Source organism: Microvirga terrae, assembly GCF_013307435.2.
GTDB classification, from domain to species: Bacteria; Pseudomonadota; Alphaproteobacteria; order Rhizobiales; family Beijerinckiaceae; genus Microvirga; species Microvirga terrae.
Genome location: NZ_CP102845.1, coordinates 3,535,180 through 3,560,872 on the forward strand (window position 1 = coordinate 3,535,180; position 25,693 = coordinate 3,560,872).

22 protein-coding genes are annotated in these 25,693 nt (G+C 65.1%); 18 read left to right on the forward strand and 4 right to left on the reverse strand.

The genetic code is table 11. From position 1 onward, the window contains the following. Positions 1 to 48: 48 nt before the first annotated feature. Complete coding sequence (locus tag HPT29_RS28655; protein WP_285892594.1) at positions 49 to 1,182, forward strand: collagen-like domain-containing protein; 1,134 nt, start codon at positions 49 to 51, stop codon at positions 1,180 to 1,182. Between the two features lie 73 nt (positions 1,183 to 1,255). On the opposite strand, the gene HPT29_RS16630 is transcribed toward HPT29_RS28655, so the two are convergent. Then, entirely contained in the window at positions 1,256 to 1,672 is a 417-nt protein-coding gene (locus HPT29_RS16630) for a hypothetical protein (RefSeq protein ID WP_173949269.1), read from the reverse strand. 307 nt (positions 1,673 to 1,979) lie between these two features. Between HPT29_RS16630 and HPT29_RS16635 the strand changes: the two genes are divergently transcribed. Both HPT29_RS16635 and HPT29_RS16640 read left to right on the forward strand, forming a co-directional pair. Then, positions 1,980 to 2,207, forward strand: a complete 228-nt coding sequence (locus tag HPT29_RS16635; RefSeq protein WP_173949268.1) for a hypothetical protein — start codon at positions 1,980 to 1,982, stop codon at positions 2,205 to 2,207. A 125-nt stretch (positions 2,208 to 2,332) separates the two neighbouring features. Then, positions 2,333 to 2,737 (forward strand): hypothetical protein, encoded by a 405-nt coding sequence (locus HPT29_RS16640; RefSeq protein WP_259060109.1) that lies wholly within the window; start codon positions 2,333 to 2,335, stop codon positions 2,735 to 2,737. Between the two features lie 19 nt (positions 2,738 to 2,756). On the opposite strand, the gene HPT29_RS16645 is transcribed toward HPT29_RS16640, so the two are convergent. Further along, on the reverse strand, positions 2,757 to 3,242 hold the full coding sequence (locus HPT29_RS16645) for an Lrp/AsnC family transcriptional regulator (RefSeq protein ID WP_259060110.1): 486 nt from the start codon (positions 3,240 to 3,242) through the stop codon (positions 2,757 to 2,759). A 106-nt stretch (positions 3,243 to 3,348) separates the two neighbouring features. Between HPT29_RS16645 and HPT29_RS16650 the strand changes: the two genes are divergently transcribed. Genes HPT29_RS16650 through HPT29_RS16660 form a run of 3 tightly spaced genes read left to right on the forward strand, consistent with a single transcriptional unit; the run spans position 3,349 to position 6,960 of the window. Continuing rightward, the gene (locus HPT29_RS16650; protein ID WP_173949265.1) at positions 3,349 to 4,557 is read left to right on the forward strand and encodes a diaminopropionate ammonia-lyase; all 1,209 of its coding nucleotides are present in this window, start codon (positions 3,349 to 3,351) and stop codon (positions 4,555 to 4,557) included. Further along, positions 4,554 to 5,789 (forward strand): Zn-dependent hydrolase, encoded by a 1,236-nt coding sequence (locus tag HPT29_RS16655; RefSeq protein ID WP_173949264.1) that lies wholly within the window; start codon positions 4,554 to 4,556, stop codon positions 5,787 to 5,789. The genes HPT29_RS16650 and HPT29_RS16655 overlap by 4 nt, the downstream gene beginning before the upstream one ends. A 10-nt stretch (positions 5,790 to 5,799) precedes the next feature. Then, complete coding sequence (locus tag HPT29_RS16660; protein WP_173949263.1) at positions 5,800 to 6,960, forward strand: M20 aminoacylase family protein; 1,161 nt, start codon at positions 5,800 to 5,802, stop codon at positions 6,958 to 6,960. 58 nt (positions 6,961 to 7,018) lie between these two features. On the opposite strand, the gene HPT29_RS16665 is transcribed toward HPT29_RS16660, so the two are convergent. Beyond that, positions 7,019 to 8,209, reverse strand: coding sequence for an amidohydrolase family protein (locus HPT29_RS16665; protein ID WP_173949262.1), 1,191 nt, complete (start codon positions 8,207 to 8,209; stop codon positions 7,019 to 7,021). A gap of 176 nt (positions 8,210 to 8,385) precedes the next feature. Between HPT29_RS16665 and HPT29_RS16670 the strand changes: the two genes are divergently transcribed. The 11 genes from HPT29_RS16670 (at position 8,386) to HPT29_RS16720 (ending at position 22,694) form a co-directional block, all read left to right on the forward strand. After that, positions 8,386 to 9,093, forward strand: a complete 708-nt coding sequence (locus HPT29_RS16670; RefSeq protein ID WP_173949261.1) for a GntR family transcriptional regulator — start codon at positions 8,386 to 8,388, stop codon at positions 9,091 to 9,093. A gap of 204 nt (positions 9,094 to 9,297) precedes the next feature. Then, entirely contained in the window at positions 9,298 to 10,863 is a 1,566-nt protein-coding gene (locus tag HPT29_RS16675) for an ABC transporter substrate-binding protein (RefSeq protein WP_173949260.1), read from the forward strand. A gap of 67 nt (positions 10,864 to 10,930) precedes the next feature. Beyond that, positions 10,931 to 11,902: an ABC transporter permease gene (locus HPT29_RS16680; protein WP_173949259.1), complete on the forward strand. Its 972-nt coding sequence runs from the start codon at positions 10,931 to 10,933 to the stop codon at positions 11,900 to 11,902. Next, the gene (locus tag HPT29_RS16685; RefSeq protein ID WP_173949258.1) at positions 11,899 to 12,813 is read left to right on the forward strand and encodes an ABC transporter permease; all 915 of its coding nucleotides are present in this window, start codon (positions 11,899 to 11,901) and stop codon (positions 12,811 to 12,813) included. The genes HPT29_RS16680 and HPT29_RS16685 overlap by 4 nt, the downstream gene beginning before the upstream one ends. After that, positions 12,810 to 14,540 carry a dipeptide ABC transporter ATP-binding protein gene (locus tag HPT29_RS16690; protein ID WP_173949257.1) on the forward strand — a complete coding sequence of 577 codons (1,731 nt, stop codon included), beginning with the start codon at positions 12,810 to 12,812 and terminating at the stop codon, positions 14,538 to 14,540. The genes HPT29_RS16685 and HPT29_RS16690 overlap by 4 nt, the downstream gene beginning before the upstream one ends. A gap of 18 nt (positions 14,541 to 14,558) precedes the next feature. Next, positions 14,559 to 16,013: an amidohydrolase family protein gene (locus HPT29_RS16695; protein WP_173949256.1), complete on the forward strand. Its 1,455-nt coding sequence runs from the start codon at positions 14,559 to 14,561 to the stop codon at positions 16,011 to 16,013. A 69-nt stretch (positions 16,014 to 16,082) separates the two neighbouring features. Further along, on the forward strand, positions 16,083 to 17,324 hold the full coding sequence (locus HPT29_RS16700; protein WP_173949255.1) for an MFS transporter: 1,242 nt from the start codon (positions 16,083 to 16,085) through the stop codon (positions 17,322 to 17,324). 211 nt (positions 17,325 to 17,535) lie between these two features. Then, positions 17,536 to 18,996 (forward strand): dihydropyrimidinase, encoded by a 1,461-nt coding sequence (gene hydA, locus HPT29_RS16705; RefSeq protein ID WP_173949254.1) that lies wholly within the window; start codon positions 17,536 to 17,538, stop codon positions 18,994 to 18,996. Between the two features lie 70 nt (positions 18,997 to 19,066). Further along, the gene (locus HPT29_RS16710; protein WP_173949253.1) at positions 19,067 to 20,509 is read left to right on the forward strand and encodes an amidohydrolase family protein; all 1,443 of its coding nucleotides are present in this window, start codon (positions 19,067 to 19,069) and stop codon (positions 20,507 to 20,509) included. A gap of 13 nt (positions 20,510 to 20,522) precedes the next feature. After that, positions 20,523 to 21,194: an aspartate/glutamate racemase family protein gene (locus HPT29_RS16715; RefSeq protein WP_173949252.1), complete on the forward strand. Its 672-nt coding sequence runs from the start codon at positions 20,523 to 20,525 to the stop codon at positions 21,192 to 21,194. Between the two features lie 51 nt (positions 21,195 to 21,245). Continuing rightward, positions 21,246 to 22,694, forward strand: a complete 1,449-nt coding sequence (locus HPT29_RS16720) for an amidohydrolase family protein (RefSeq protein ID WP_173949251.1) — start codon at positions 21,246 to 21,248, stop codon at positions 22,692 to 22,694. An 82-nt stretch (positions 22,695 to 22,776) separates the two neighbouring features. On the opposite strand, the gene HPT29_RS16725 is transcribed toward HPT29_RS16720, so the two are convergent. Beyond that, positions 22,777 to 24,414: an amidohydrolase gene (locus tag HPT29_RS16725; protein ID WP_173949250.1), complete on the reverse strand. Its 1,638-nt coding sequence runs from the start codon at positions 24,412 to 24,414 to the stop codon at positions 22,777 to 22,779. 191 nt (positions 24,415 to 24,605) lie between these two features. Here HPT29_RS16725 and HPT29_RS16730 point away from each other — a divergent pair, with 191 nt between their 5' ends. Next, the gene (locus HPT29_RS16730; protein WP_173949249.1) at positions 24,606 to 25,643 is read left to right on the forward strand and encodes an amino acid ABC transporter substrate-binding protein; all 1,038 of its coding nucleotides are present in this window, start codon (positions 24,606 to 24,608) and stop codon (positions 25,641 to 25,643) included. The last annotated feature ends 50 nt before the right edge of the window (positions 25,644 to 25,693 follow it).

Consider the following 25,693-nt stretch of genomic DNA (forward strand, 5'->3'; position numbering starts at 1 on the left):
AACCGTCTTCAGGCGACCCTTCGTGTCTGTCATATAGGACAAGGCACGATGCTCAAGCGCCTGTTAGCCGGATCCATCCTGATCGCCAGCGGCATGCCCGCCATGGCCGACATCGTCATCGATCAGGCGATGATCACCGCCGGCGAATTGCGGGTCGTCGGGCGGTTGAGCAAACCGCGACAGGTGTCGATCTTCCTCGACGAGCGCTTCGAGGCGAAATCGGATGCCAGCGGCCGTTTCACCTTCCGCATCCCCTATCATCCCGCCAACTGCATCGTGAATCTGCAGGCGGAGAACGAACAGCGTCAGGCGGTCGTCGGATTCTGCGGTCAACGCGGGCCGGAAGGATCAGGCCCCGCACAGCAATCCGCAGCCGTCACACCGACCGAGCCCGGGCCTGCCGGACCACCCGGGCCACAGGGCGAGCCCGGCCGTGATGGAGCCCCCGGCCTTCAGGGGGCTGCCGGTCCGGAAGGACCAGCAGGTCCGCAGGGGCCGGCGGGCCCTCCCGGCCCGCGCGGAGAGCCCGGACCGACAGGTCCGATCGGGGCGCAGGGACCCGCCGGTCCTCCCGGACCACCGGCGAATACAGAAGCGCGCGCCGTCTCGGAAGGTCAGCCTGGCCCTGCAGGACCGGCAGGTCCGGTCGGCCCTGAAGGTCCGGTGGGACCACCCGGGCCACAGGGGCCGCAGGGGCTGGCAGGTCACCAGGGGCCGCAAGGACCCCAGGGCGTGCCGGGACCGCGCGGCGAACCAGGGACTGTCGGCCCACCCGGCCCGGTCGGACCGCCGGGCCCCGTCGGAGCGGCAGGACCGGCCGGCGCCATTGGCCCCGCAGGACCACCAGGACCTCAGGGAGTCGCGGGCGCGATCGGTCCCATCGGACCACCGGGTCCAATGGGCCCAGCGGGCCTTACGGGTCCTGCTGGCCTCACCGGGCCGGCCGGCCCGGCAGGTCCCGAGGGCAAGGCCGGACCGGCCGGAACGATCCTGCGCGTCTTCGTTCAGGAATGCGCCTCGCAGGGCCGGTGCATGGCACGCTGTGAGGAGGACGAGTATCCGATCAACGGCACATGCAACCGCGGCGACCGTTTCGACATGGATGAAGCCGGCGTCTACTGCTTCTCCACCGGCGACAGCCCGAAAGGCATGATCGCCCGCGCCATTTGCGCGAAGAAGTGAACGGCTGGATCAATCGCAAACGGGTCCCGGGGCGAGCCCCCGATTACCCCCGATGAGGCATGATGCAGGGACGCTATTGCGTCGCGTGACTGTCCTTGGACCGCGTCGCGGTGTCGCCCGCGAGCCTCGGAGCGAAGCTGCTGTTAAGCGGATGCGGGTTCCATGTGGCGTCTGACGACGAGACGACTTTCAGCCCCCCGAACCAGCGCTGCCTGAAGCGGGTCGCGGCTCTCAGGTCGTCGAAGCCCACCAGCCCCCATTCGTCGAGCAGGTGGTAGAACTCCCAGTCGCTCTCCTGCTCGTCGAGCCAGCGGACCACCTCGGGCTTGAGGTCTCGCCCGCTCTCGTTCCAGATCAGCCAGTCATTGACCATGAAGACATAGGGCCAGAGCTTGGCATAGGCGTCGATTCCATAGCAGGCCGATGACGCCATCTCGGCGTCGCGCCACTTTGCGGCAACGGTCTTTTTCAGCTCGTCGAGGTTCGTCATTGGCCATGTCTCGAACTATATTACGTTATTGACGATAGCACATAGGTGTAACCCAAGAGTAGTAGAAAATGTTTCAACGCTCTGAATTGAAGTCCAAGGCGCATGCGCTCTTGTGGCGGTTACATGTGGACTGCCGCGTTTCTCAAGCTCATCTATGGAAATGATCCTAAGACCCCTCCTATCCAATAGTGGTATTGAAGCGAATAAGATCAATCGGTTGCCTCTTCTCATAAGTGGTAAGCCGAAAGAGAGAGGGAACGAATACCTCTTTTGGTACCTATCTGATTAAAGGTGCAGGGAGACTTGCATGACGCCAGACCAGGTCGAACTTGTCGCGCAGGCGTTCTACGGCGCAGAATACCCAGGCGACTGGGGCGATGCTCCCGAGGCTCTGCAAGAGCAATTCAGAGATCTCGCCCGCACGGCCATCCTGCTCCTGCATCGACAGACGTCCCGCAGCCTATTATCTTCTCTCATCATGGCGAAGGTTCTCGAACCTGCCCGCGAAGACGACGTCGTTCAGCTTCCATCCTGAACGCATCGACAGGCCGTCGCGAACCTCTCGATAAACCCTCACGAACCTCCATGTTTGGATGGGAAGGCCACGTCAGGGCCATGCTATCGTAGCAACATATCGCTACGTCATAGCAGGTCCGTTCCATGCCACCTCCGACAAGAAAGCTCGCACTGGCCGCGGCATCCCTCATGGTTCTCGCCGGGTGTCAGAGTTCCGGCCCCATGGCGTCGGCAACGTCTCCAGGCGTAAGCGTCGGTGAGCCGGGATCAGCCTCGGCAAGGGTCCACGCCGAACTGGACGCCGAAGCCCGCGCGCTCGGCACCGCCCAGGGCGTTGCCGCCATGGCGGCATCCATGGACAAGACGGGCGCAGCTTCCATTCCCCTGCTCATCGGCGTGAACGCTTCCAACGCGGCTTACCAAGCCAGAAGCGAGGCTCGCGTCAAGGAAGCCGAAGAAGAGGATATGCAGGCGACATACAGGAAATACGGCATGAACCCGGACGGAACGCCGTCAGGCCGACCGGGGCCAGGATCGGCGGCACAATAGACACGCCGGTGCGGCCCCGTCACTCCGCCACGGGAACCGTCAATCCGACCTTGATGCGGTCCATGGCAACCAACGTGCGGAACCGCTTCACGTTGTTGTTTCCGAAGAACAGCCGCCGTGTCAGCGCCTCATAGGCCGTCATCGTCGGCACCACGACGATCAGCACGAAGTCGGCCTCTCCGGTGACGTAGTAGCACTGCTGTACCTCCGGAATGGCAGCGAACTCCCGCTTGGCGGCATCGATCAGCTCGGCGGTCTCGCTGATCACCTCGACCTCGACCACGATCGTGATCGACGGCCCCAACCGCGCTGGATCGACGACCGCGACATTGGCCGTGATGACACCCGCCTCCTCCATGCGTCGGATGCGGCGCTGCACGGCCGGTGCCGACAGGTTGACGGCCTCGCCGATCAGCCGCTGCGGCGTCGCGTTATTCCGCTGAAGAATGGCCAGGATAGCCCGATCATGGCGATCCAGGGTGATCGACGGCAAGGACCTGGACACGGAAACTCCTGGGAATGAAAAAAACTTGCGTATAAGGGCCTCAGATAGAGCGCATCTCTCGTCGGCATTGCAATATCTTCCCGCCATTCGAGGCACGAGGGCGGCGATGTTTCTCTCCAACAGGCACTCCGACTACCACATGCCGCTCGATCCGGCGGATGCCGAGACCCTGAGCGTGAAGGCCGCCGAGGACGTCGAGCGGCATCTGCTCCACCGCGCCAACCATGCTCCGACGCCCCTTCGCACACTTCCGATCCTGGCGGCCGAACTCCGCGTGGGTGCGGTCCATATCAAGGACGAAGGCTTTCGCCTGGGCCTCGGCAGCTTCAAGGCACTCGGCGGATCGTACGCGGTCATCCGGCTCGTGCGGGAGGATGCGAGCAGGCGGCTCGGACGAGCAGTCGATATCGCCGACCTCCGGTCGGCGGACGTTCGAGCGATCGCGGCCGGCATGACTTTCGCCTGCGCGACGGATGGCAACCACGGCCGCTCGGTCGCCCAGGGCGCGCAGCTCGTGGGGGCCAAAGCCGCCATCTTCGTGCATGGCGGCGTCAGCGACGAGCGGGTGGCGGCCATCGCGCGCTTCGGCGCCGAGATCATCCGGGTCGCTGGCACCTACGACGACTCGGTCGCCGAGGCTGCCCAAGTCGCGGCCGCGCGGAACTGGATTGTCGTGTCGGATACGTCCTGGCCCGGCTACGAGCGGATCCCTGGGCTGGTCATGCAGGGCTACACGGCCATGGTGCGGGAAGCCCTGCGCCAGCTCCCCCGACCACCGACCCATGTCTTTGTGCAGGCCGGTGTCGGCGGCGTCGCTGCCGCCGTAGCGGGACATCTCGCCCTCGTGCTCGGCGACCGGCGGCCGACCTTCGTGGTGGTCGAGCCCGCGCGGGCTGCCTGTCTGCTGGAGACTGCCAGGGCGGGACGACCGGTCAAGATCGAGCATGGCGAGCCGACCGTCATGGCGATGCTCGAATGCTACGAGCCGTCCCTCGTCGCTTGGCGCGTGCTTCGTCGCGTGGCGGATGCCTTCATGACCGTCGACGAGGATGACGCCGTCGGGGCGATGAGGCGCCTTGCCCGCCCTGCCGGAAGCGATCCGGCCATCGTGGCCGGCGAGAGCGGCGGAGTGGGCCTGGCCGGCCTCGTCTGCGCGGCGGCCGATCCAGGGAGCAGGGTAGCACTTGGCCTCGATGAGGCGTCCCGCGTGTTCCTCATCAACACCGAAGGGGCCACCGATCCGGAGCGCTACGCCGATTTGGTCGGGATGCCGCCTGACGACGTGGCAACCACCACCAAGGGAGCAGATGCGTGACACCACTTTCCATCAACGCGGAGCGACTGCTCGGACGTCTGCGGGATCTCGGGCAGATCGGTCGAGACGATGATGGCCGGCTTGTGCGGCTCGCCGCCTCCGATGCCGACAGAGCCGGCCGCGACGCCCTCGTCGCCTGGATCCGCGCCGCAGGATTGGAGGTCGTCGTCGACCGCATCGGCAACATCTTCGGGATCTGGAGCAACGACGCGAATGCGGAGCAGGCTCCCGCCCTGCTCGGTTCGCATATCGACACCGTCATCGACGCGGGCATCTATGACGGTTGCTACGGCGTCCTGTCCGGGCTCGAAGTTATCGAAACCCTGAAGGCTGCCGGGTACGCCCCGACGCGGCCGATCGCGGTCGCCGCGTTCACGAACGAGGAAGGCGTGCGCTACGCGCCCGACATGATGGGCTCGCTCGTTCATGCGGGCGGCCTCTCCGTCGACGAAGCGCTGGCGACGATCGGCACCGACGGTACTGTTCTCGGGGCCGAGCTGGAGCGGATCGGCTATGCCGGCACCGAGGAGCCCGGCTTCCTCAGGCCGTACGCCTATGTCGAGCTGCACATCGAACAGGCATCCGTTCTGGAACGCGAGGGCGTGTCCGTCGGCGCGGTCGAGAACCTCCAGGGCATCTCCTGGCAGCGCATCACCATCGAGGGCGAGGCCAACCATGCCGGAACGACGCCGATGGCGATGCGCCGGGACGCAGGCCACGCGGCGGCGTGCGTGGTCACATTTCTGCGCGATCGGGCCCTCAACGCGAACTCGCCCACCGTCGCGACGGTGGGCTGCATGAGCTTCGAGCCGAATGCGATCAACGTCATTCCCTCCCGCGCCATCTTCACGGTCGACCTGCGCGATCCCGACGGGGAGCGGCTCCGGACCGAGGAAGCCGCTCTTGCCGACTACCTGAAGGAGTTGGCCGCCTCCGAAGAGGTCACGATTGCGGTGGACAGGTTGGCGCGGTTCGAGCCCGTGACCTTCGATCGGAACATCGTAGCCCTGATCGAGGGTGCTGCCCGGGAACGCGGTCTGGCCGTGAAGCGCATGACATCGGGCGCCGGCCACGACGCCCAGATGATCGCCCGGATCGCGCCGGCGGCGATGATCTTCGTGCCGAGCATCGGCGGCATCAGTCACAATCCCCGCGAGCACACCCCGGACGCCGATCTCGTCGCGGGCGCCAACATCCTGCTCGACGTGGTCGCCCGCCTCGCAGCCCGGTAAGGAGAACCCCATGGCCCTGGATCTGGATGCCCTCCAACGGGAGATGACCGCCTGGCGGCGTGACCTGCACGCTCATCCGGAATTCGGCTTCGAGGAAAAGCGAACGAGCGCCTTCGTGGCCGCGAAACTGCGCGAATTCGGTCTCGACGACGTCGCCGAGGGTATCGGCGGAACAGGTGTCGTCGGCACGCTGACGCGAGGCAGCGGCAATCGGGCGATCGCCCTTCGGGCCGATTTGGACGCGCTGCGCATCACGGAGCAGAACGCTTGCGACTATCGTTCCCAGAACCTCGGTATCATGCATGCCTGCGGCCATGACGGCCACACCGCCATGCTGCTGGGGGCGGCGAAGCTCCTGGCCGAGGATGGCGGCTTCGACGGCACCGTGCGTTTCGTCTTCCAGCCCGCCGAGGAATGGGGCAAGGGAGCGCTCGCCATGCTGGCCGACGGATTGATGGAGCGGTTCCCGTTCGAGGAGATCTACGGTCTGCACAACATGCCGGGTCTGCCGGTCGGGCATTTCCAGACGCGCCCGGGGCCGATCATGTCGGCGGAGGACAATTTCGAGATCGTTCTCAAGGGCGTCGGCGGACATGCCGCCCGCCCGCACTGGGGCAGCGAGGTGCTGGTCGCCGCCTGCGCCACCGTCATGAACCTCCAGACCATCGTGTCGCGCCGCCTCAGCCCGACCGATGTCGGCGTCGTATCGGTGACCGAGCTCACCACGGACGGTACCCGCAATGCCCTGCCTGGGCTCGCACGCATCCTGGGCGACGCCCGCAGTTTCCGGCCCGAGATCAGCGCCGGGATCGAGAAGCAGATGCGCGTCATCGCGGAGGGTACGGCGCTGACCTACAACGTCGCCGCCGAGGTGACCTACACGCGTGAATTCGTGCCGACTCTGAACGATGCGGCCCTGGTGGACGAAGCCTTCGCGGCCGCGCGAACCGTGTTCGAACACGACCATGTCGCAACGGCGCGCGAGCCCATGACCGGCTCCGAGGACTTCGCCCGCTTCCTCGAACATGTGCCCGGATGCTTCGCCTTCATCGGCAACGGCGAGAGTTCCGCGCCCCTGCACAATCCGGCCTACGACTTCAACGACGAGGGGCTGCTCTTCGGCGCGCGTTTCCACGCTGCGATCGCCCGAAAGCGTCTCCCGTCGGCCTGACGTGACCGAGCCGACACGATGTCGATGACGACGACCCGCTCGAACGAGCGATGCGGCCTCACGGTGCCTCGAACAATGCGACGCCGTCGCGAGCGATGACCTTTCCGCCCTTCAGCACCATCCTGCGCGGACGGCGGCTGACGACGGCATCTGCCAGAGTCTCACCCTCGACGAGAACGAGATCGGCTCTGTCGCCGGTGTTGAGACCGTAATCGTCCAGGCCCATCATCCGCGCACCGCCATGGGTACATGTGTCGAGCGCCAGCGCCACCTCGTCGTCGCGCCGGAGATTGTTGCGCAAGCCCACGAGCACGGCGCGCTCCAGCATGTCCGGGTTGTTGTAGGGGCCCCAGGTATCGCGCACGCCGTCGGTGCCCGCCGCGACGACGATGCCCGCTTCCACCAGACGCTTGACCGCAGGGGCTGGTCTCGAGGCGGGCGCCGTGGTCAGGATGTGGATCCGAGCCTCGGCCAGGGCGTCGATCAGCGCCGCGACGTAGTCCTGATCGGCCATGCCGAGGCAGAAGGCGTGGCTGATCGTAACCTTCCCCTGCAGACCCAGCGCCTTCGTGCGCTCGATGATGAGCTCCATGGAAAACGCCCCCAGCTCCGCCGGTTCATGGAGATGGATGTCGACCGGCACGCCATGGCGCTCGGCGAGCCCGAACACGGCGTCGAGATGCCCCTTCGGGTCGCGGTCGATGGCTGCCGGATCGAGACCTCCGACCACTTGGGCGCCAAGCTGAAGGGCTCTGTCCATGAGTTCGACCGTGCCGGGCCGGATGAGCATGCCGCTCTGCGGGAATGCGACGAGTTCGATGTCGATCATGTCGCGGTAGCGCTCCCGCGTCTCGAGAACGCCTTCGATGCCCGCGACGCCAACCTCGGTGTCCACGTCGACGTGGGTCCGGATATGGGTCGTTCCGAGGGAGGCGGCGAGCACGGCCTGCCGGGCCGACTGGCGGGCCGGATCGATTCCGAGAACCCGACGTTGCATCCGCTCGTTCTCGATCTTGTCGATCAGGCGCGGTCCGACCTCGTTGCGGTACCAGCCCATCCCGAGGAGCGTCTTGTCCATGTGGGTATGAGCCTCCACGAGGCCCGGGATCATGATCGCCCCGCCCCCGTCCAGGGTCTCCGCGCCGCCCTCGACCTCTTGTCCGTAACCGGCAATCCGCCCCTCGCGGATCATCACCGAGGTCGCCTCTCCGCCCATCGGGCGCACGTTGCGGATCACCAGGGTATGCATCAGCAGCCTCGCTTCTTACGTCTGTTTCCATCCGGCATTGGCCAAGGGCCTTGCCGGTTCGTCTACTTTGTATACAATGTTGAATACAGAATGCCAACAAAAACTCCTCTTCCTGCGCGGGGAGTTTTGTGGAACATAGTTCGTCCTTAGTCCTTCGAGTTGCCCAGCACGCCGTCATGAACGCACCGGTCAGAAAGCCAAAATCAGCCACCGGCACCCGAAGCGAGTCCGTCTATGCCGGGCTTCGCCGCGCGATCATCGAGCAGGCCCTGATGCCGGGCGACAAGCTGACCGAGGATCTGATCGGCGACCGGTTCGGCGTCAGCCGGACGATCGTCAGAACCGCCCTGGCCCGCCTCCATGCCGAGGGTCTCGTCGACATGCAGCCGAACAAGGGGGCTACCATCGCTCAGCCGAGCCTGTCGGAAGCCCACGACGTCTTCGAGGCGAGAATGTGCCTTGAGCGTCAAGTTCTTGTTCGGCTTGCGAAAAAGGTGACGGATCAGGATATCGAGCAATTGCAGCAGCATGTGGCGCTCGAGGCCAAGGCCAATGCGCATGACGGCCCCGCGGCAATCCGTCTGGCGGGAGAGTTCCACATTCTGCTGGCCTCCCTCTCCGGCAACGGCGTCCTTGCGCGCTATGTGGACGAAGTGGTGTCGCGCTGCTCGCTGATCCTAGCCCTCTACGGCAGGCCGCATTCCTCGGATTGCTCCATCAACGAGCACCAGCAGATCATCGACGCGCTCCGGACGGGCAACAGCCAGGCTGCTGCCGATGCGATGGAGCACCATCTCAAGGCGGTGACCGACAGGGCGCTGCTGTCCTCGAACTCCGACCGGCACCGCGACATCCGGTCCATTCTGGACCGCTACGCGTCCTGACGTCGGCCTGCCGGTTCTCAGCCGATCCCATAGACATTGGAAAACCTTCGCCGCTTGGTCACTGAGCCGGGCCTGCCTGCATTTGCGCCTGCGGGTGGTGAATATTCGGTCAAGAGCAGAATTGACGCCCTCATTTTTGTATGCAAATTTCGACTCCATTGTATCCAATAAAGAATCCATTCCAGAGGATCTGTGGAGGCCGAAATGAACACCAGACTCGCTGCCAGCCTGACGATCGCCGGCGTCCTGATCGGGATGCCGGCAGAGGCCAAGACCCTGCGGTGGGCCTCGCCCACGGACATCACCACACTCGATCCCTACGCCCATACGGAGAGCTTCACCACGAGCATGCTCCACCACGTCTTCGACCCGCTGGTGCGCCGCGGCCGCACGCTCGAGCTTGAACCGGCCCTGGCGGTAAGCTGGAAGACCGTGAAGCCGGACACCTGGCGCTTTGAGCTGCGCCGGAACGTGAAATTCCACAACGGGAACCCATTCACGGCGGACGACGTGGTGGCCTCGATCAGCCGCATCCTCGATCCCGGAGCCCGGGCCCGCGGCAACCTGGCGACCGTGGTCAGGGCGGAAAAGGTCGACGACTTCACGGTCGACATCGTCACGCAGGGACCCTATCCGCTTCTCCTCAACGATCTCGCCGGCATCTACATCCTCGACAAGGAATGGATGGAGGCCAACGGCGCCCTGAAGCCCGGCAACATCGCGACCGGCGTCACGACGGCCGCATCGACCACCGCCGTCGGCACCGGGCCGTTCAAGGTGGAATCGTACAAGCCGGACGCTGGCACGACCTTCGTGGTCAACCCGGACTGGTGGGACAAGCCCCAGCACAACCTCACCCGCATCGAGTTCAAGCCGGTGAAGTCGGACGCAACCCGAGTCGCGGCTCTCCTGTCGGGTGAACTCGACCTGATCGCCCCGGCGCCGCTCCAGGATCTCCAGCGGATCTCCGCATCTCCGGGCTTCAAGGTCATCGAGGAGCCGTCGCTCCGCCTGATCATGCTCTCGCTCAATGTCCGTCCCGAGCTGAAGGCCATGCCGGGCCAGAAGAACCCGCTGCTCGACGTCAAGGTGCGTCAGGCCATGTGGCATGCCATTGATCTCGAGACGATCAAGAAGCGGGTTATGCGCGACAAGTCGCGGACGACCGGAACGCTCGTCGCACCGCCGGTCCCGGGCTACGCGAAGGAGAACGACGTGCCTCTGGCCTATGACCAGGCCAAGGCCAAGCAGCTCCTGGCTGAAGCCGGTTATCCAAACGGTTTCAAGACCAAGCTGAACTGCCCGAACGACCGCTACATCAACGACGAGCAGACCTGCGTGGCGATTGCGTCCATGTGGGCGAAGGTCGGCATCCAGGCGGAACTCCAGACCGAGTCCCGCGCCACCTACTTCCCGCGCCAGGACCGCGGCGAGTTCGATGTTTCGATGGTGGGCTGGGCAACCTTGCCGCCCATGGACGGCTTCAGCGTGCTCTCGTCCCTGCTCACCGAGCAGAAGGACGGCTATGGCGGCTCCAACGCGGGCACCTACAGCAATCCCAAGATCGAGGAGCTGACCCGAAAGGCCGCCGTCGAGCTCGACGAGACCAAGCGCCGCGCCATGCTGGCCGAAGCGCTCAAGGTCGCACGGGACACAGTGGCCTACATCCCGCTCCACCAGCAGCCGCTGGCCTGGGCGGTCCGCGACGGCGTCGACGTTCCGCAGTTCCCGGACGAGTACGTCCGCCTGTGGTTCGCGACGGTCAAGTGAACCCGCAAGTCAACCCTTTGGAGACGCGCGGCTCGCCTGATCCGGGCGGGCCGCCGGGGAAGCACCCATGTTCAAAGTCCTCATCTCCCGGCTGGGTCAGGCAGCCCTCGTGATGCTCGTCGTGTCGGCGGTGTCGTTCGTGATGTTCCGCTATGTGGGCGATCCCGTTGCGACCATGTCGCGCGAGAACGCCTCCGTGGAGGAGAAGGCGGAGCTCCGGCGCTCCCTCGGCCTCGATCAGCCGCTGGTCGTCCAGTACGGCCGCTTTCTCGGCCGAACCCTGAGCGGCGACCTGGGCATCAGCTACCGCAATCAACGTCCGGTCACCCAGCTCATTGCCGAGAGGCTTCCCGCGACGCTGGAGCTGGTGCTGGTCGCGACGGTCCTGTCGCTTGCCCTCGGCATCCCGCTCGGGGTGCTCTGTGCCCTCAGGCCGAACGGCGTTGCCGCGCGGCTCGTGCAGGCCCTTTCGCTCATCGGGATCTCGACGCCGACCTTCGTGACCGGCATCGTGCTCATTCTGGTCTTCGCCGTGTCTCTGGGCTGGCTGCCCTCCTTCGGACGCGGCCAGGTGGTCGATCTCGGCTGGTGGTCGACAGGCTTTCTCACGGCAAGCGGCCTCAAGTCTCTTCTGCTCCCCGGTATCACGCTTGCTCTGTATCAGCTCACTCTCATCATGCGGCTGGTGCGGGCCGAGATGATCGACGTGCTGTCCAGCGACTACATCCGCTTCGCGAAAGCCCGGGGATTGCCTACACGATACATTCACTTCCGGCTCGCCCTCCGGAACGCCCTCATGCCCGTCATCACGGTGACGGGCTTGCAGATAGGCTCGCTCATCGCCTTCGCCATCGTGACCGAGACGGTCTTCCAATGGCCGGGGATGGGCCTCCTGTTCATCCAGGCTGTGAGTTTCGTCGATATCCCGGTCATGGCCGCCTACCTGCTGTTCGTCGGCCTGCTCTTCGTCCTCATCAACGCCGTCGTCGATATCCTCTACGCGGTGGTCGATCCCCGCCTGCGCGCGAGGTCCGCATGAAAACGCTCGCTTCCACTCCCGGCCTGTTCCTTCGATTGGGCGCTCCGATCTCGGTCATCGTCGCTGCAATCCTCGCCCTGCTCATTATCGCGTGCGCGCTGCTGGCATCCTGGATCGCCCCTTACGATCCCACCGATCTGGCTTCCTTCGAGCTGATCAATGCCGAACTGCCTCCCGCCTTCGTGACCGACGGGGATCCGCGCTTCCTCCTCGGCACCGACAATCAGGGGCGCGACCTCCTCTCCGCCATGCTCTACGGTGCGCGCGTGTCCATCGCCATCGGCGGCGGCGCGGTCCTGCTGGCGGCCACGCTCGGGGTCACGCTGGGCCTTCTCGCCGGCTATTACGGCGGCAAGGTCGATGCCCTGATCATGCGGATCGGCGACGTGATCCTGAGCTTTCCCACGATCCTGCTGGCCCTTCTCGTCAGCGGCATCGCGCGGGCGATCTTCCCGGGCGCGGCGACAGCCGAATGGGCGCCCCTCATCCTGATCTGCGCCATCGCCATTCATGAATGGGTGCAATATGCCCGGACCGTCCGGGCCGCCACCATGGTGGAGACGGCGAAGGACTACGTGCGCGCCGCAAAGGTCATTGGCCTGCCGCCGCGGCGGATCATGCTGCGGCATATCCTGCCGAACGTGATGAGCTCGGTCCTCGTCATCTCCACGATCAATCTCGCGGCCGCCGTGCTCACCGAGGCGACCCTTTCGTTCCTCGGTGTCGGCATGCCTCCCACCTATCCGTCGCTCGGCACCCTCATCCGGATCGGCAACGAGTTCGTGTTCTCGGGCATCTGGTGGATCGCCATGTTCCCGGCGCTTGCCCTCGTGATCCTGGTTCTTGCCGTCAACATCGTCGGCGACTGGCTCCGCGACCGCTTCAATCCCAAGTTGAGGGTCAAACGATGACCGCGCCATCCACTCCCGTGCTCGCCATCGACAGCCTGCAGGTCGAGTATCCTCTCGCCAGCGGAGAGGTCTTCACGGCCGTCGAGAATGCGTCCCTCATCATCCGCCCCGGCGAAATCCACGCCCTGGTGGGCGAATCCGGCGCCGGCAAGACGACCATCGGCAACACCGTGATGGGGCTTCTCGAGAAGCCCGGACGCATCGCGGCCGGCACCATTCACATCGACGGCAGGAAGTTCGACGCGGCCAAGGGATCGGCCGCCGGCATCGTTCTCGGCCGCGATGTCGGGGCCGTGTTTCAGGACCCGATGACGAGCCTGAATCCGCTCTTCACGATCGAGAGCCAGCTCACGGAGGCGATGCGCTTCCATCTCAGGCTCGGCAAGGCTGCTGCCCGGGTTCGCGCGCTCGAACTGCTGGAATCGGTCGGGATCCCGGAGCCGCGGCGGCGCCTCAAGGCCTACCCGCACCAACTGTCCGGCGGCCAGCGCCAGCGCGTCGTGATCGCCGCCGCCCTGTCCTGCAATCCCAAGCTCGTGGTCGCGGACGAGCCGACGACAGCCCTGGACGTGTCGGTCCAGGCTCAGATCCTCAAGCTTCTGCGCGATCTGGCGGACAGTCGCGGCATCGGCATTCTGCTGGTCACGCACAACATGGGCGTCGTCGCTCAGATTGCCGATCGCGTCACGATCATGCATCGGGGCAAGGTCGTCGAGACCGGCACGACCGAGGAGGTTCTGCGCCGGCCGAAGGCGGCCTATGCCAAGGCCCTGATCGGCGCCGTCCCGCGCATCGATCAGCGTCTCGACCGGTTCCCGGTTCTCGGCGACGAGGGCAAGGGCCGCGCCGAGGAGGCTCGTGCGGAATTGCGCGCGAGGGCCCAAGGCCCGGAAGCCGGTGCCGATTCATCGCCCATCCTGTCCGTCGAGAACCTGTGCGTCGACTATGTCACGGGCGGCTGGATCCCGGGTTCGCGCGGGCGGCAGTTTCGCGCGGTGGACGACGTGTCCTTCTCGGTCCGCAGCGGCGAAGTGTTCGGCCTCGTGGGAGAATCGGGCTGCGGCAAGACCACGATCGCCAATGTCGTTTCGGGGCTCGTGCGTCCCTCGGAAGGCCGCGTGCTCTACCGGGGCCAGAGCATCGCGGGCGACGGCGCGACCCGGCGGATCGGACCTTTGCGGCAGGCGATCCAGATGATCTTCCAGGACCCCTACTCGTCGCTCAACAGTCGCATGCGCATCGGATCGATTCTGTCCGAGCCGATCCTGTTCTACCGGCTCGCCGGCAGCCGCGCGGAGGCCGAGAGCGATGTCGCACGGCTCATCGAAGCCGTCGGCCTCGAGGCGGAGGCCGCGCAGCGCTTCCCGCATGCCTTCTCCGGCGGCCAGAGGCAGCGCCTCTCCATCGCCCGAGCCCTGGGCGCCCGTCCGAAGCTCATCGTCTGCGACGAGCCCACATCGTCCCTCGACGTTTCGGTTCAGGCGCAGATCCTCAACCTGTTGAAAGATCTGCGCGACGCCACCGGCCTCACCCTGCTGCTCATCAGCCACGATCTCGCCGTGGTGCGCCAGATGTGCGACCGCGTCGCCGTGATGCGACAGGGAAAGCTGCTGGAACAGGCAGACTCGGAATCTCTCTTCGACCGGCCGCAGCATCCCTACACGCAGGAATTGCTGTCGCTCGTCCCCACCCTCGACCGCATCCGCGGCGAACCCAAAGCCGCCTGACCGACCGGAGCATATGGCATGGCCGACATCATCATCACCAACGGCATCGTCGTCACGATGGACCCGGAGCGCCGGGTCATCGAGAACGGCGCCGTTGCCATCGAGAAGGACCGCATCGTCGCCGTCGGGACGACCGATGAGATCCTCACGGATCATCAGGCCGCCACGGTGATCGACGCCAGCCGCAAGATCGTCATGCCCGGGCTGGTCGACGGGCACGCCCATGCGGGCCACGGCCTCATCAAGACGATGGGCGGCGGCAATGGAGACGACTGGTACGAGGCCTGTCATCAGGCTTACACCGTCGCGTCGACGCCGGAATTCTGGCGGGCCGAAGCCCGGTTGGCGGCGCTCGAGCGCCTGCGGTTCGGCGTGACGACGGGCGTCTCCCTACTGGGCGGCGGCGACACGATTCTGCGCACCGACGAGCCGGTTTACGGGGACGCCCATTGCGAGGGCGTGCGCGAGGTCGGGACCCGATCCGTCGTCGCGGTTGGGCCGACGCGACCGCCGCATCCGCGCACCTATGCCCGCTTCGTCGACGGCAGGGCCGTCGAGCGTCCCGTGACGTTCGAAGAGCAGTTCGAGACCTGCCGGACCCTGATCGAATCCTGGCACGGCACGCATGGCGGTCGCCTCAACATTGCGCTGATCACTCCCACCCTGCGCGCCGAGCACGTGGATGAACTCGGGCGAGACAACCTGAACGAGGCCAGGCGTCAGGCCCGCCTGACGGCCGATCTCGCCCGCGAGGCCGGGCTCGTCTTCACCCAGGACGGCCACACGAATGGCAGCGTCGCTTATGCGAAGGAGCTCGGCATCCTCGGGCCGAACGCCCTCCTGTCCCATTCCACCAACCTCACCGACGACGAAATCAGGATCGTGGCGGACACGGGCACGAGCATCGCCCACAACCCGAGCGCCATTGCGTCGATCCTCGGCCGCTGCCCCGTTCCGGAACTGCTGGAGGCCGGAGCCAACGTGTGCCTCGGATCGGACGCCACCGCGCCCGATCGCTCCGGCGACATGTTCCGGCACATGCAGCAATGCATGCACTACCACCGGACCCACTTCAAGGATCCCACTTGGCTGCCACCGGGTCGGGTTCTCGAGATGTGCACCATCGACGGCGCCAAGGCGCTCGGCATGGACAAGGATATCGGATCGCTCGAAGTCGGCAAGAAGGCCGACGTGGTGCTGCTCGATCTGCGGCGTCCCCACCTTTACCCGCTCAACATGCCGGTCTTCCGGCTCATCTACTTCGCCAATGGCAACGATGTGGACACCGTCATCGTGGACGGCCGCATCGCGCTGCAGAACCGCAAGGCGACCTTCGTGGACGAGGACGAGATCCTCGACGACGCGCAACGCGAAACCGAGGCGATGCTCGACCGGACCGGCTTCCGGTCCATGCTGGAAACGCCGACAACGTTCTGGCGGCACGTGCGGGCCACGGACCAGATCGGAACCTGACGGGCTGAGTTCGCAAGGATGGTCGAACCGACAAGGCCGGTCATGATCCCGTGACTGGAAGGATGTGTCATGCTCAAGCGCAATGATCTGAAGTCCGACGGAATGGCGGCTCCGCACTCCACTGCGCGGGTTCGTCATGTCCCCGTGGCTTTCACGATCGCGTGCATCGTTCTGGCCGCGATAAACCTTCGCCCCGCCCTCACGTCCATCGCCACCATGGCGGCCGAAATTCAGAACGGGCTCGGCCTGAGCAGCGTCTGGATCGGCGTTCTGACGACCTTGCCGGTGCTCTGCTTCGGGATCTTCGGGCCGTTCGCACCGCTCCTGTCCGCAAAACTCGGGCTCGAGCGCGCGATCGCGCTGCTCCTCACAGGCCTGGCCGCCGGGCTTGCATTGCGCATGCTGCCTCTGAGTTCGGCCTTGTTCGCCGGAACGCTAGTGGCCGGGGCAGCGATCGGCATGGCAGGCGTACTCCTGCCCGTCGTGATCCGCCGTCGCTTTCCCGGCCGCCTCGGGCTGATGACAGGTCTCTATACCATGGTCCTGAGCATCGGGGGGGCCAGCGCCGCGGGGCTGACGCCGATCCTCGAAAGGACTTGGCAGTCCTGGACGTTGGCGCTCGCAAGCTGGAGCGCGCCGGCTCTCGTCGCCGGATTGCTGTGGGTCGTCCTTGCCTCTTCCGGAGCCGCCACGACGGGGACTGGCTCGCTGCCGCGCTTTTCGCTTCTGCTGCGAGACCGGCTCGCCTGGTACGTGACGGCCTTCATGGGGCTCCAGGCCGGACTGGCCTTCATCGTTCTCGGATGGCTGCCGACCCTGCTGCGCGATCGTGGCCTCGACGTCCTGGATGCCGGCGCCGCGACCTCCGTGTCGATCCTGGCGCAGACGGCGACGGCCCTTCTGGTTCCTTCACTCGCAGCAGAGCGTGTATCCCCGCGATTGATGATCGTGCTCGTTCTTGCGGCGACCTGCCTGGGCTTTCTCGGACTGATCTATGCTCCTCTCGAGAGCAGACTTCTTTGGGCACTGCTTCTCGGTCTGGGTCAGGGAGGATTGTTTGGCATGGCGCTTCTGTTCGTCACCATCAGGGCGCCGACAGCCGAGGTGACAGCCATGCTGTCGGGCATGTCGCAGAGCATCGGCTATCTCGGTGCATCGCTCTGCCCCTTCGCCGTAGGTCTCTTGCGGGGTGGACACGACCCGTTCGCCGGACCTGCGATCATCGTACTGATCGTGACGGCAGCCTGCACCTGGTGCGGCCTCCAAGCCGCCGTTCCGGCGCATGTTCTGCCTCAGCTGAAGGCCGGTTGAACTTGGTGCTCACGCTGTTGCGGTGCAAAACCTTCGTCGGGGGCGACTTGCGAAATGCGCCGGAGGCCTGCGGGGTGCTCCGCAAAGTCTTTTTTGGATCTCGCGTCCACCGTCAACTTATCCTTGCTGATGCCGAATTCGTCAGCGTAGATTGCGAGTCGCAAGAACAGAAAAGCAAGCGATCATCCGGGCACCCTCGGGGGGAAATCTATTGACCGAATACGATCTGGTCATCAAAGGCGGGCGTGTCGCGTCGACGGAAGGCGTCGCTGCGATGGATGTGGCGATCCAGGATGGATTGATCGCTGCCCTCGGCCGTGAGCTTCAGGGCCGGTCGACCATCGATGCCGCCGGCAAGCTGCTCCTTCCCGGCGGCGTGGATGCCCATTGCCATATCGAGCAGCTTTCGGGCGGCGGGTTGATGAACGCCGACACGTTCGAGTCGGCCACACGATCGGCGGCATTCGGCGGCACGACCACCGTCATATCCTTCGCGGCGCAACATCGGGGCGACAGGCTGGGTGACGTCGTGGAGAACTACGCGCGTCTGGCCGCGGCCGGGGCGGTGATCGATTACGCCTTCCATCTGTGGATTTCCGATCCGACCCCCGAAACTCTGGAGCAGGACCTGCCCCGGCTGATCGAGGCCGGACACCGGTCGATCAAGATCTTCATGACCTATGATCGGGTCCGCCTTCTCGACGAACAGATTCTCGACGTCATGATGGTGGCCCGCAAGTATGGAGCCATGATCTGCGCCCACGCCGAAAATCACGGCATGATCAAGTGGATGGCCGACAGGCTGGTAGCCCGCGGATACGTGGCGCCGAAATACCATGGCGTCAGTCATCCGCGGGTCTGCGAGATCGAGGCTTTCGAGCGCCTCATCCGCTTTTCCCAGCTTCTCGACCAGCCCATCATGCTGTTCCATGTGTCGACGGCCGAGGGTGCCGCGGTCATCCGGCGCGCGCGCGGCGAGGGCATCAAGGTCTTCGCCGAGACCTGCCCGCAATATCTGTTCCTCACGGCTCAAGACCTCGACCGGCCCGGACTGGAAGGCGCCAAGTGGATGTGTTCCCCGCCTCCCCGCGCCACATCGGATCAGGAGGCCTTGTGGCGCGGGCTTGAACTCGGCGACCTCCAGGTGGTTTCCTCCGATCACGCTCCGTACAGGTTCGATGAAAGCGGCAAGCTCGCCGCCGGCGCCAATCCCGACTTCAAGCAGATCGCGAACGGGCTGCCCGGGCTGGAGACCCGCCTGCCGCTGCTCTTCGACGCCATGGTGAGCCAGGGACGTTCGAGCCTCGAGAAATTCGTGGAGCTGACCGCGACAGCTCCGGCGAAGATCTACGGGCTTCATCCTCGCAAGGGGGCCATCGCGGTCGGCGCCGATGCGGATGTCGTTGTCTGGGATCCGGACCGTGAGGTCGTTCTCACCGACGACGGACTGCACGACAATGTCGGCTACAACCCCTTTGCGGGTCGAAGGCTGAAGGGCTGGCCGGAGACCGTTCTGCGCCGTGGCGACACGATCCTCGCCGACGGCACGCTCAAGGCTGCTCCCGGATCGGGTCGGCTGCAGCTGCGCGGCTGCGCGCCCTCCATGCGGCCGACGGGGCGGCTGAGCCCCGAGTTCGATCCGGGCAGCAATTTCGGCGCGCAACTGCTGTGATCGTCCTTTCGAAAGCCTGTCGGCACGCTGGCCGCTGCCCCTCAACCCGCTTGCATGGATCCGATCAATCATGACAGACACAATCAAGGTTGTTCGACAGGCCGCCTGGGTCGTCGCCTGGGACGAGGAGGCCTCGTGCCATGTCTATCGACAAGACGCCGACGTCGCCTTCTCGAGGTCCGGCATCGTGTATATCGGCCCGGCATACTCGGGTCCTGCCGACGAGGAGATCGCCGGTGAGAGCCTGATGGTGATGCCGGGCCTCGTCAACGTTCATTGCCATTCCGGTGACGAGCCGATTGCCAAGGGCCTGTTCGAGGATGTCGGAACCGCCGCTCTGTGGGGCAATGCCCTCTATGAGTACTCGGCTCTGATCGATTCGGACGCGGATGCCAAGGCCGCCTGCCAGACGGTGATGCTGGGCGACCTGATGCGCAGCGGCGTGACCACCCATCTCGACATCGCATCGCCGCATCCGAAATGGCTCTCGCTTGCGGCGGGGAGCGGATTGCGGGCCTATCTCGCGCCCGGATTCCGGGAGGCACAATGGCGCATGGCCGGGAGCCATCGTCTCGACTTCGACTGGAACAAGGGCCGAGGTCGCGAGCGCTATGCCGACGCTCTGGCCTTCGTGGAGGAGGCCCGTGCACATCCCAGCGGCCGTATCGACGGCGTCGTCGCCCCGTCGCAGATCGAAACGTGTTCCGAAGAGCTGCTGCAGATGGCGGTTGGCGAGGCCCGCAGCCGCGGGCTGCGCATCACCATCCATGCGGCGCAGACCATGGCCGAGCACGAGGAATTGCTGCGGCGGACCGGTGAGACCGCACCGAAGATGCTTGAGCGCCTGGGCATTCTCGGCTCTGACCTGATCCTCGGCCATTGCATCTTTCTGGATCACCATTCCTGGACCCGGCAGCGCAGCCGAGACGACCTCGCGCGCTTGGCCGAGAGCGGCACGTCCGTCGCTCATTGCCCGGTCACCTTCGCGCGCAGCGGCATGACCCTGGAAAGCCTGGGGACCTATCGTCGTGCGGGCGTCAATGTCGGGCTCGGCACCGACAGCTATCCCTTCAACATGCTGGAGGAAATGCGCGAGGCGCTGATCTGCTCACGCGTCGCCGGCCGCAGCGTCTTCGATCTCGACACCGGAGGCCTGTTTTCGGCCGCCACGACCGGCGGCGCACGCGCTCTCGGCCGGGACGACATCGGACGTCTTGCCACCGGGGCCAAGGCGGATTTGTCCCTGGTGGATCTGAGCCATCCGGCCATGCAGCCGGTCTACGATCCGCTGCGCAATCTGATTCATTGCGCGGCGGAGCGCGCCATCCGCGACGTCTATGTGGACGGCCAAGCCGTGGTGAAGGACAGATGCATCGTCCATCTCGACTATGACGGCGCGGTGCGGGAACTGCGTGATGCGCAGAAGCGCGCCTGCCGGCAGGCCGAACGGGACGATCCGCAAGGTCGCTCCCTGTCGGTTCTTGCGCCCTACTCCCTGCCGCTCGCTCGCTGAGGATGAGGTCACCATGGGATCGCCCGTCTATGTGATCAACCCGAACTCGTCGCAGACCGTCATGGCGGCGATCGACAGAGCCGTGGCTCCTCTGCGCAGCGCCGATGGACCGGACATCGTGTGCCTGTCCCTGGCCGAAGGACCGCCCGGAATCCAGTCGCAACGCGACGTGGACGGCGTCATCATGCCCATGCTGCGCAAGGCCGCCGAGCTGGAGGAGGACGCGGGCGCGTTCGTCATCGCGTGCTTCTCGGACCCGGGTCTCCATGCCCTCCGCGAACAGAGCGGGCGCCGCGTCTTCGGAATTGCGGAATGCGGCGTGCTGACGGCGCTCACCCTCGGACAGCGGTTCGGCGTCATCGCGATCCTGCCCACATCCATCCCGCGGCACCTTCGCTATTTCGGCGCGATGGGCGTCCTAGACCGCTTCGCCGCCGACCTGCCGATCGGGCTCGGCGTTGCGGATCTGTCCGAGGAGGATCGGACGCTGGGGCGCATGATCGACGTCGGAAACACTCTGAAAACCACCCACGGCGCCGACGTTCTCGTGATGGGGTGCGCCGGCATGGCCCGTTATCGCAGGGCCCTGGAACAGGCTGTCGGGATTCCGATCGTCGAACCGACCCAGGCCGCCGTCGCCATGGCAGTCGGTCACGTGCGTCTGTCGGACGCCGTCACGGCGTAAATCTATTCATACCTCCGGTTCAGCCCCCTCTCTGCCTTCATGGAGCCTGCAATGACCAGCGCCACCAAGACGACCCTCTTCCGGAATTGCGATTGGATCGTCGCCTGGGAGGAGGCTGCCCGATCCCATGTCTACCTCAGGAACGCGGATTTCGCGATCCGAGGCAACAACATCGTTCATGTCGGACAGGATTATGCCGGTCCGGTCGACGCCGAGATCGACGCCCGCAAAATGATGATCATTCCCGGATTCGTGGATGTCCACAGCCATCCCGGACACGAGCCCGGCTGGAAGGGCATGCTCGAGGAACTGGGCAGCCCGCGTCTGGGTCAGAGCTCGCTCTACGAGTTCATGCCGGTCTTTCAGATCGGCCCGGAATACACGCGCCCGGCGCTGCGTGTCGCGACATCGGAATTGCTGAAGAGCGGCGTCACGACCATCTGCGACCTCGGTCGCCCGCGGGCGTCCTGGGCCGACGAATATGCCGAGACCGGCATTCGGGCCGTGCTCTGGGGCATGTTCCGGTCTGGCCCCTGGAAGACCACCAATGGCCACTCGGTCGACTATGATCTCGATCCGGCGACGGGCGACCGGCTCCTGCGCGAGGCGATCGAGATTGCCGATGCCGCTTCGAAGCACTCGAGCGGGCGCATCACGGGCTTTATCGGCCCGGCCCAGATCGATACCTGCACCGAAGGACAGATCCGCGATGCGCTCGATGCGGCGCGGGAGCGCGGTCAGCCGATCCAGATCCACGCCGCCCAGAGCGTCGTCGAGTTCCAGGAGATCATGCGGCGCTATGGCTGCACCCCCATCGAATGGCTGGACAGGATCGGCGCGCTTGGCCCTGACACGATCATCGGCCACTGCATCTTCCTGAACGATCATCCTTGGCTGCACTGGCCGCACGCCAACGACTTCGAGCGCCTGCGCGACAGCGGCGCCCAGGTGGCGCATTGCCCTGTGGTTTTCGCCCGGCGCGGCATCGCCCTGAACACCCTGACGCGCTACGTGAAGGCCGGCATCCGATGCGGGATCGGCACCGACAGCTTCCCGCACAACATGCTCGATGAACTCCGCATGGCCTGTTATGCGGGCCGCATCGTGGGGGGAAGCTTCACGGCGGCGACGACCCACGACGCGTTCATGGCGGCCACGGCCGTCGGCGCCGACATGATCCGCCGCCCCGATCTGGGCCGCCTAGCGCCCGGCTGCAAGGCCGACTTCTCCGTCGTTGACATGGCCAATCCCTACATGCAGCCCGACTACGAGCCGGTTCGCAGCCTCGTCTATTCGGCCAATGACAGGGCCATCAAGGACGTCTATGTGGACGGCCGCCAAGTCGTTCGGGATGGCGAGGTTCTCGACTTCGACATCGATGAGGATCTCGAAATGCTGCGCCGGGGTCAGGCGGAAGCGATTGCGGCTGCGCCCCAGCGTGACTGGGCCGGACGCGGTCTGGAAGAACTGAGCCCCCGGGTCTTTCCTGTTCGCGGCTGATCAACCTTGAGCGACGCTCGCAGTATGAAAAGAGGCCCCGGAGATCTCTGGGGCCTTTCGCGTTTCGTCCGATGCGCTGAAATCAGCGGGTGGTCTCGCCATGGCGGTCGAACACGACCTCGCCGCCGCGGATCGTGAGATCGCACCGGGTATCATGGAGGATATCCTCAGGGGATGCCGTCAGCATGTCGCGTGAGAAGACCGCGATATCCGCCGCAAAGCCTGGGACGAGGCGTCCCCATTCATGCTCCGCCTTGTTCACGTAGGCTCCGAATTCCGTGAAGGCCATGATGGCCTGCTCGATCGACACCGTTTCCCGCTCGTCCATGACGGTTCCGTGCGATGTCTTGCGGGTCAGCATGGAGAAGAAGTTCGGGAACGGATTGATGTCGCAGACCGGAGCGTCACTGCCGGCCGCAGGCTTGAAGCCAAGGTCGATCCACGTCCGGAGGGGATAGGACGGTTTCGCGCGCTTTTCGCCGACCACTGAAACATACAGGTCGCCGAAATCATAGATGAACACCGGCTGCGGCACCGGCTGAACGCCGAGGCGCTTCATTCGGTCGTTCTGATCCGCTCTGGCATAGCCCGCATGCTCGATGCGATGGCGACGATCGGGATCCGGCATCGCCTCGAGGGCAAGCTCGAACGCGTTGAGGGTCTGCTCGATGGCGGCGTCGCCGATCGCGTGGACCGCAAGCTGATAGCCCTTGGCATGGTAATCGTGCACGAGGTCGTTCATCTCGTTGTCGTGCAGAAGCATCAGACCGGTGGTTCGCGGCTCTCCGACATAAGGCTCGCTCATCGCGGCCGTCCGGCCGCCAGCGCTGCCGTCGGTGAAGATCTTGACCGGTCCGACCCGCAGCATGGAATCCCCCACGCCGGTCACCACGCCATCCGCATAGGCCTGCTCCACGATCCCGCCCGGCCCTCCAAGCAGGCATTGGGTCGTCCGCACCGGCAGACGACCGAGGCGCTGGGCCGTGCGATAGGCGGCCACCTCGCGGTAGCCCGCCCTCATTCCCACGCCTGCATCCATGACGCTGGTGATGCCGTAGGACAGGCAGGCCCGGCCGGCATCGTCGATGGCTTGAACGAGCTCCTGATCGGTCGGCTCCGGCAGCACAGCCTTGAGGCGATCACGACCGGTCTCGGCCAGCAGGCCGGTCAGCCGACCGTCTCGCTGCTCGATGGCGCCGCCCTGCGGAACGGGCGTCGTCTCGTCGATGCCGGCCAATTCGAGCGCCTTCGAATTGCAGATCGTCACATGGCCGCATGCCCTGACAATCGCAACGGGATGTTCGGGCGCCACCGCATCGAGTTCCTCCCGCAGCGGATGACGTCCGACGTCGAGCTCGAACTGATCGTATCCGCGCCCCTGAATCCAGTGGCCCGGCGGCGTCATTGAGGCGCGCTGCCGCACCTTTTCGAGCAGGGAAGCAAGGGTCGGGGCGGAAGAGGCACGCACATCCACATGTCCCATGATCACCCCATAGGGGAGAAGATGCATGTGTGAATCGCACAGACCGGGCGTTGCGAGGCGTCCGCGAAGGTCGATCACCCGGGTCGCCGGCCCGATGAGAGGCTCCATGTCGGCGGAGGTTCCCGCGGCCAAGACCTGCCCGGCCCAGAGGGCGATGGCTTCGGTCACCTGTTCTGAGAAACCAAGAAAGACGCGGCCGTTCGTGAGGACGATGTCGGCTTTGGGAAGGATCGGCATGGACCACTCGCGCAGCAAGGGCGGGTGCAGCAGTCGCTGCGGTTGAACGCGGGCGAGTTTGCATACCTTTTAGTCAATCAGCAAGGTCTCAAACGCCTCACGCTAGGAAAATCAGTCCTTGAAACCATTGTTGTTTCGGGTCTAGCTTTACGCTTCAGCGACCAGATAAGGCGCAGAGAAGAGGGAGTGCTATGATACAGCCAAAATCCATGGTTCGTTGGCTCGCAATGAGCCTCATCGCCAGCGTCGCCGCTGTTTCGGCAGCGCCGGCATCCGCTCAGTCGACACTCGACACGGTCAAGAAGCGCGGCAAGATTCTGTGCGGCGTGTCGCCGGTCGCCCCGGGCTTTTCCTATGCCGACGACAAGGGCGTTCGGCGCGGTTTCGACGTCGACATCTGCCGCGCCGTATCGGCCGCCGTCTTCGCTGATCCCGACAAGGTCGAGTACGTTCCGCTGAACACCAATGTCCGCTTCCAGGCCGTTCAGTCCGGAGAGGTGGACATCCTGTCCCGCCAGAACACCTGGAGCTTCACGCGCGACGCATCCCTCGGGCTCGATTTCGGCCCTGTCGTGTTCTACGATGGTCAGGGCTTGATGGCTCCCTCCAAGCTCAACGTGAAGAGCGCCAGCGAACTCGCCGATGCCGCCATCTGCCTCCTGCCCGGCACCACGACGCTCCAGAACCTGGAAGACTTCTTCCGTCCCAAGAACATCAAGTACGAGTCCGTGGTGTTCGAGAACTCGGATGAATGGCGAAATGCGTTCTTCAACGGACGCTGCGACGCCATCACCACCGATCGCTCGGACCTTGCCTCCGTCCGCGCCATCGCCAATGATCCGTCGCAATACGTGGTTCTGCCCGAGACCATCTCGAAGGAGCCGCTTGCGCCGACGATCCGTCAGAACGACCCAAACTGGCGCGATATTCTGAACTGGTCCGTCTATACGCTCATCGGGGCGGAGGAGAAGGGTGTCACGCAGGCAAATGTGGACGAGTTCCTCAAGAGCGAGGACCCGGAAGTCCAGCGCATGCTCGGCGTGAACGGCGATTTCGGCAAGATGCTCGGCCTCGACAACAAGTGGGGCTACAACATCATCAAGTCCGTCGGGAACTACGGAGAAGTCTTCGATCGCAATCTCGGGCCGAAGACCCGGCTGGGCCTGACGCGCGGTCCGAACGAACTCTGGACCAAGGGCGGCCTGCTTTACGCGCCGCCGTTCCGGTAACCTGAGATCGGCGGGCGGCCTCGCGGTCGCCCGCTCGCCTTCGGTTCTGT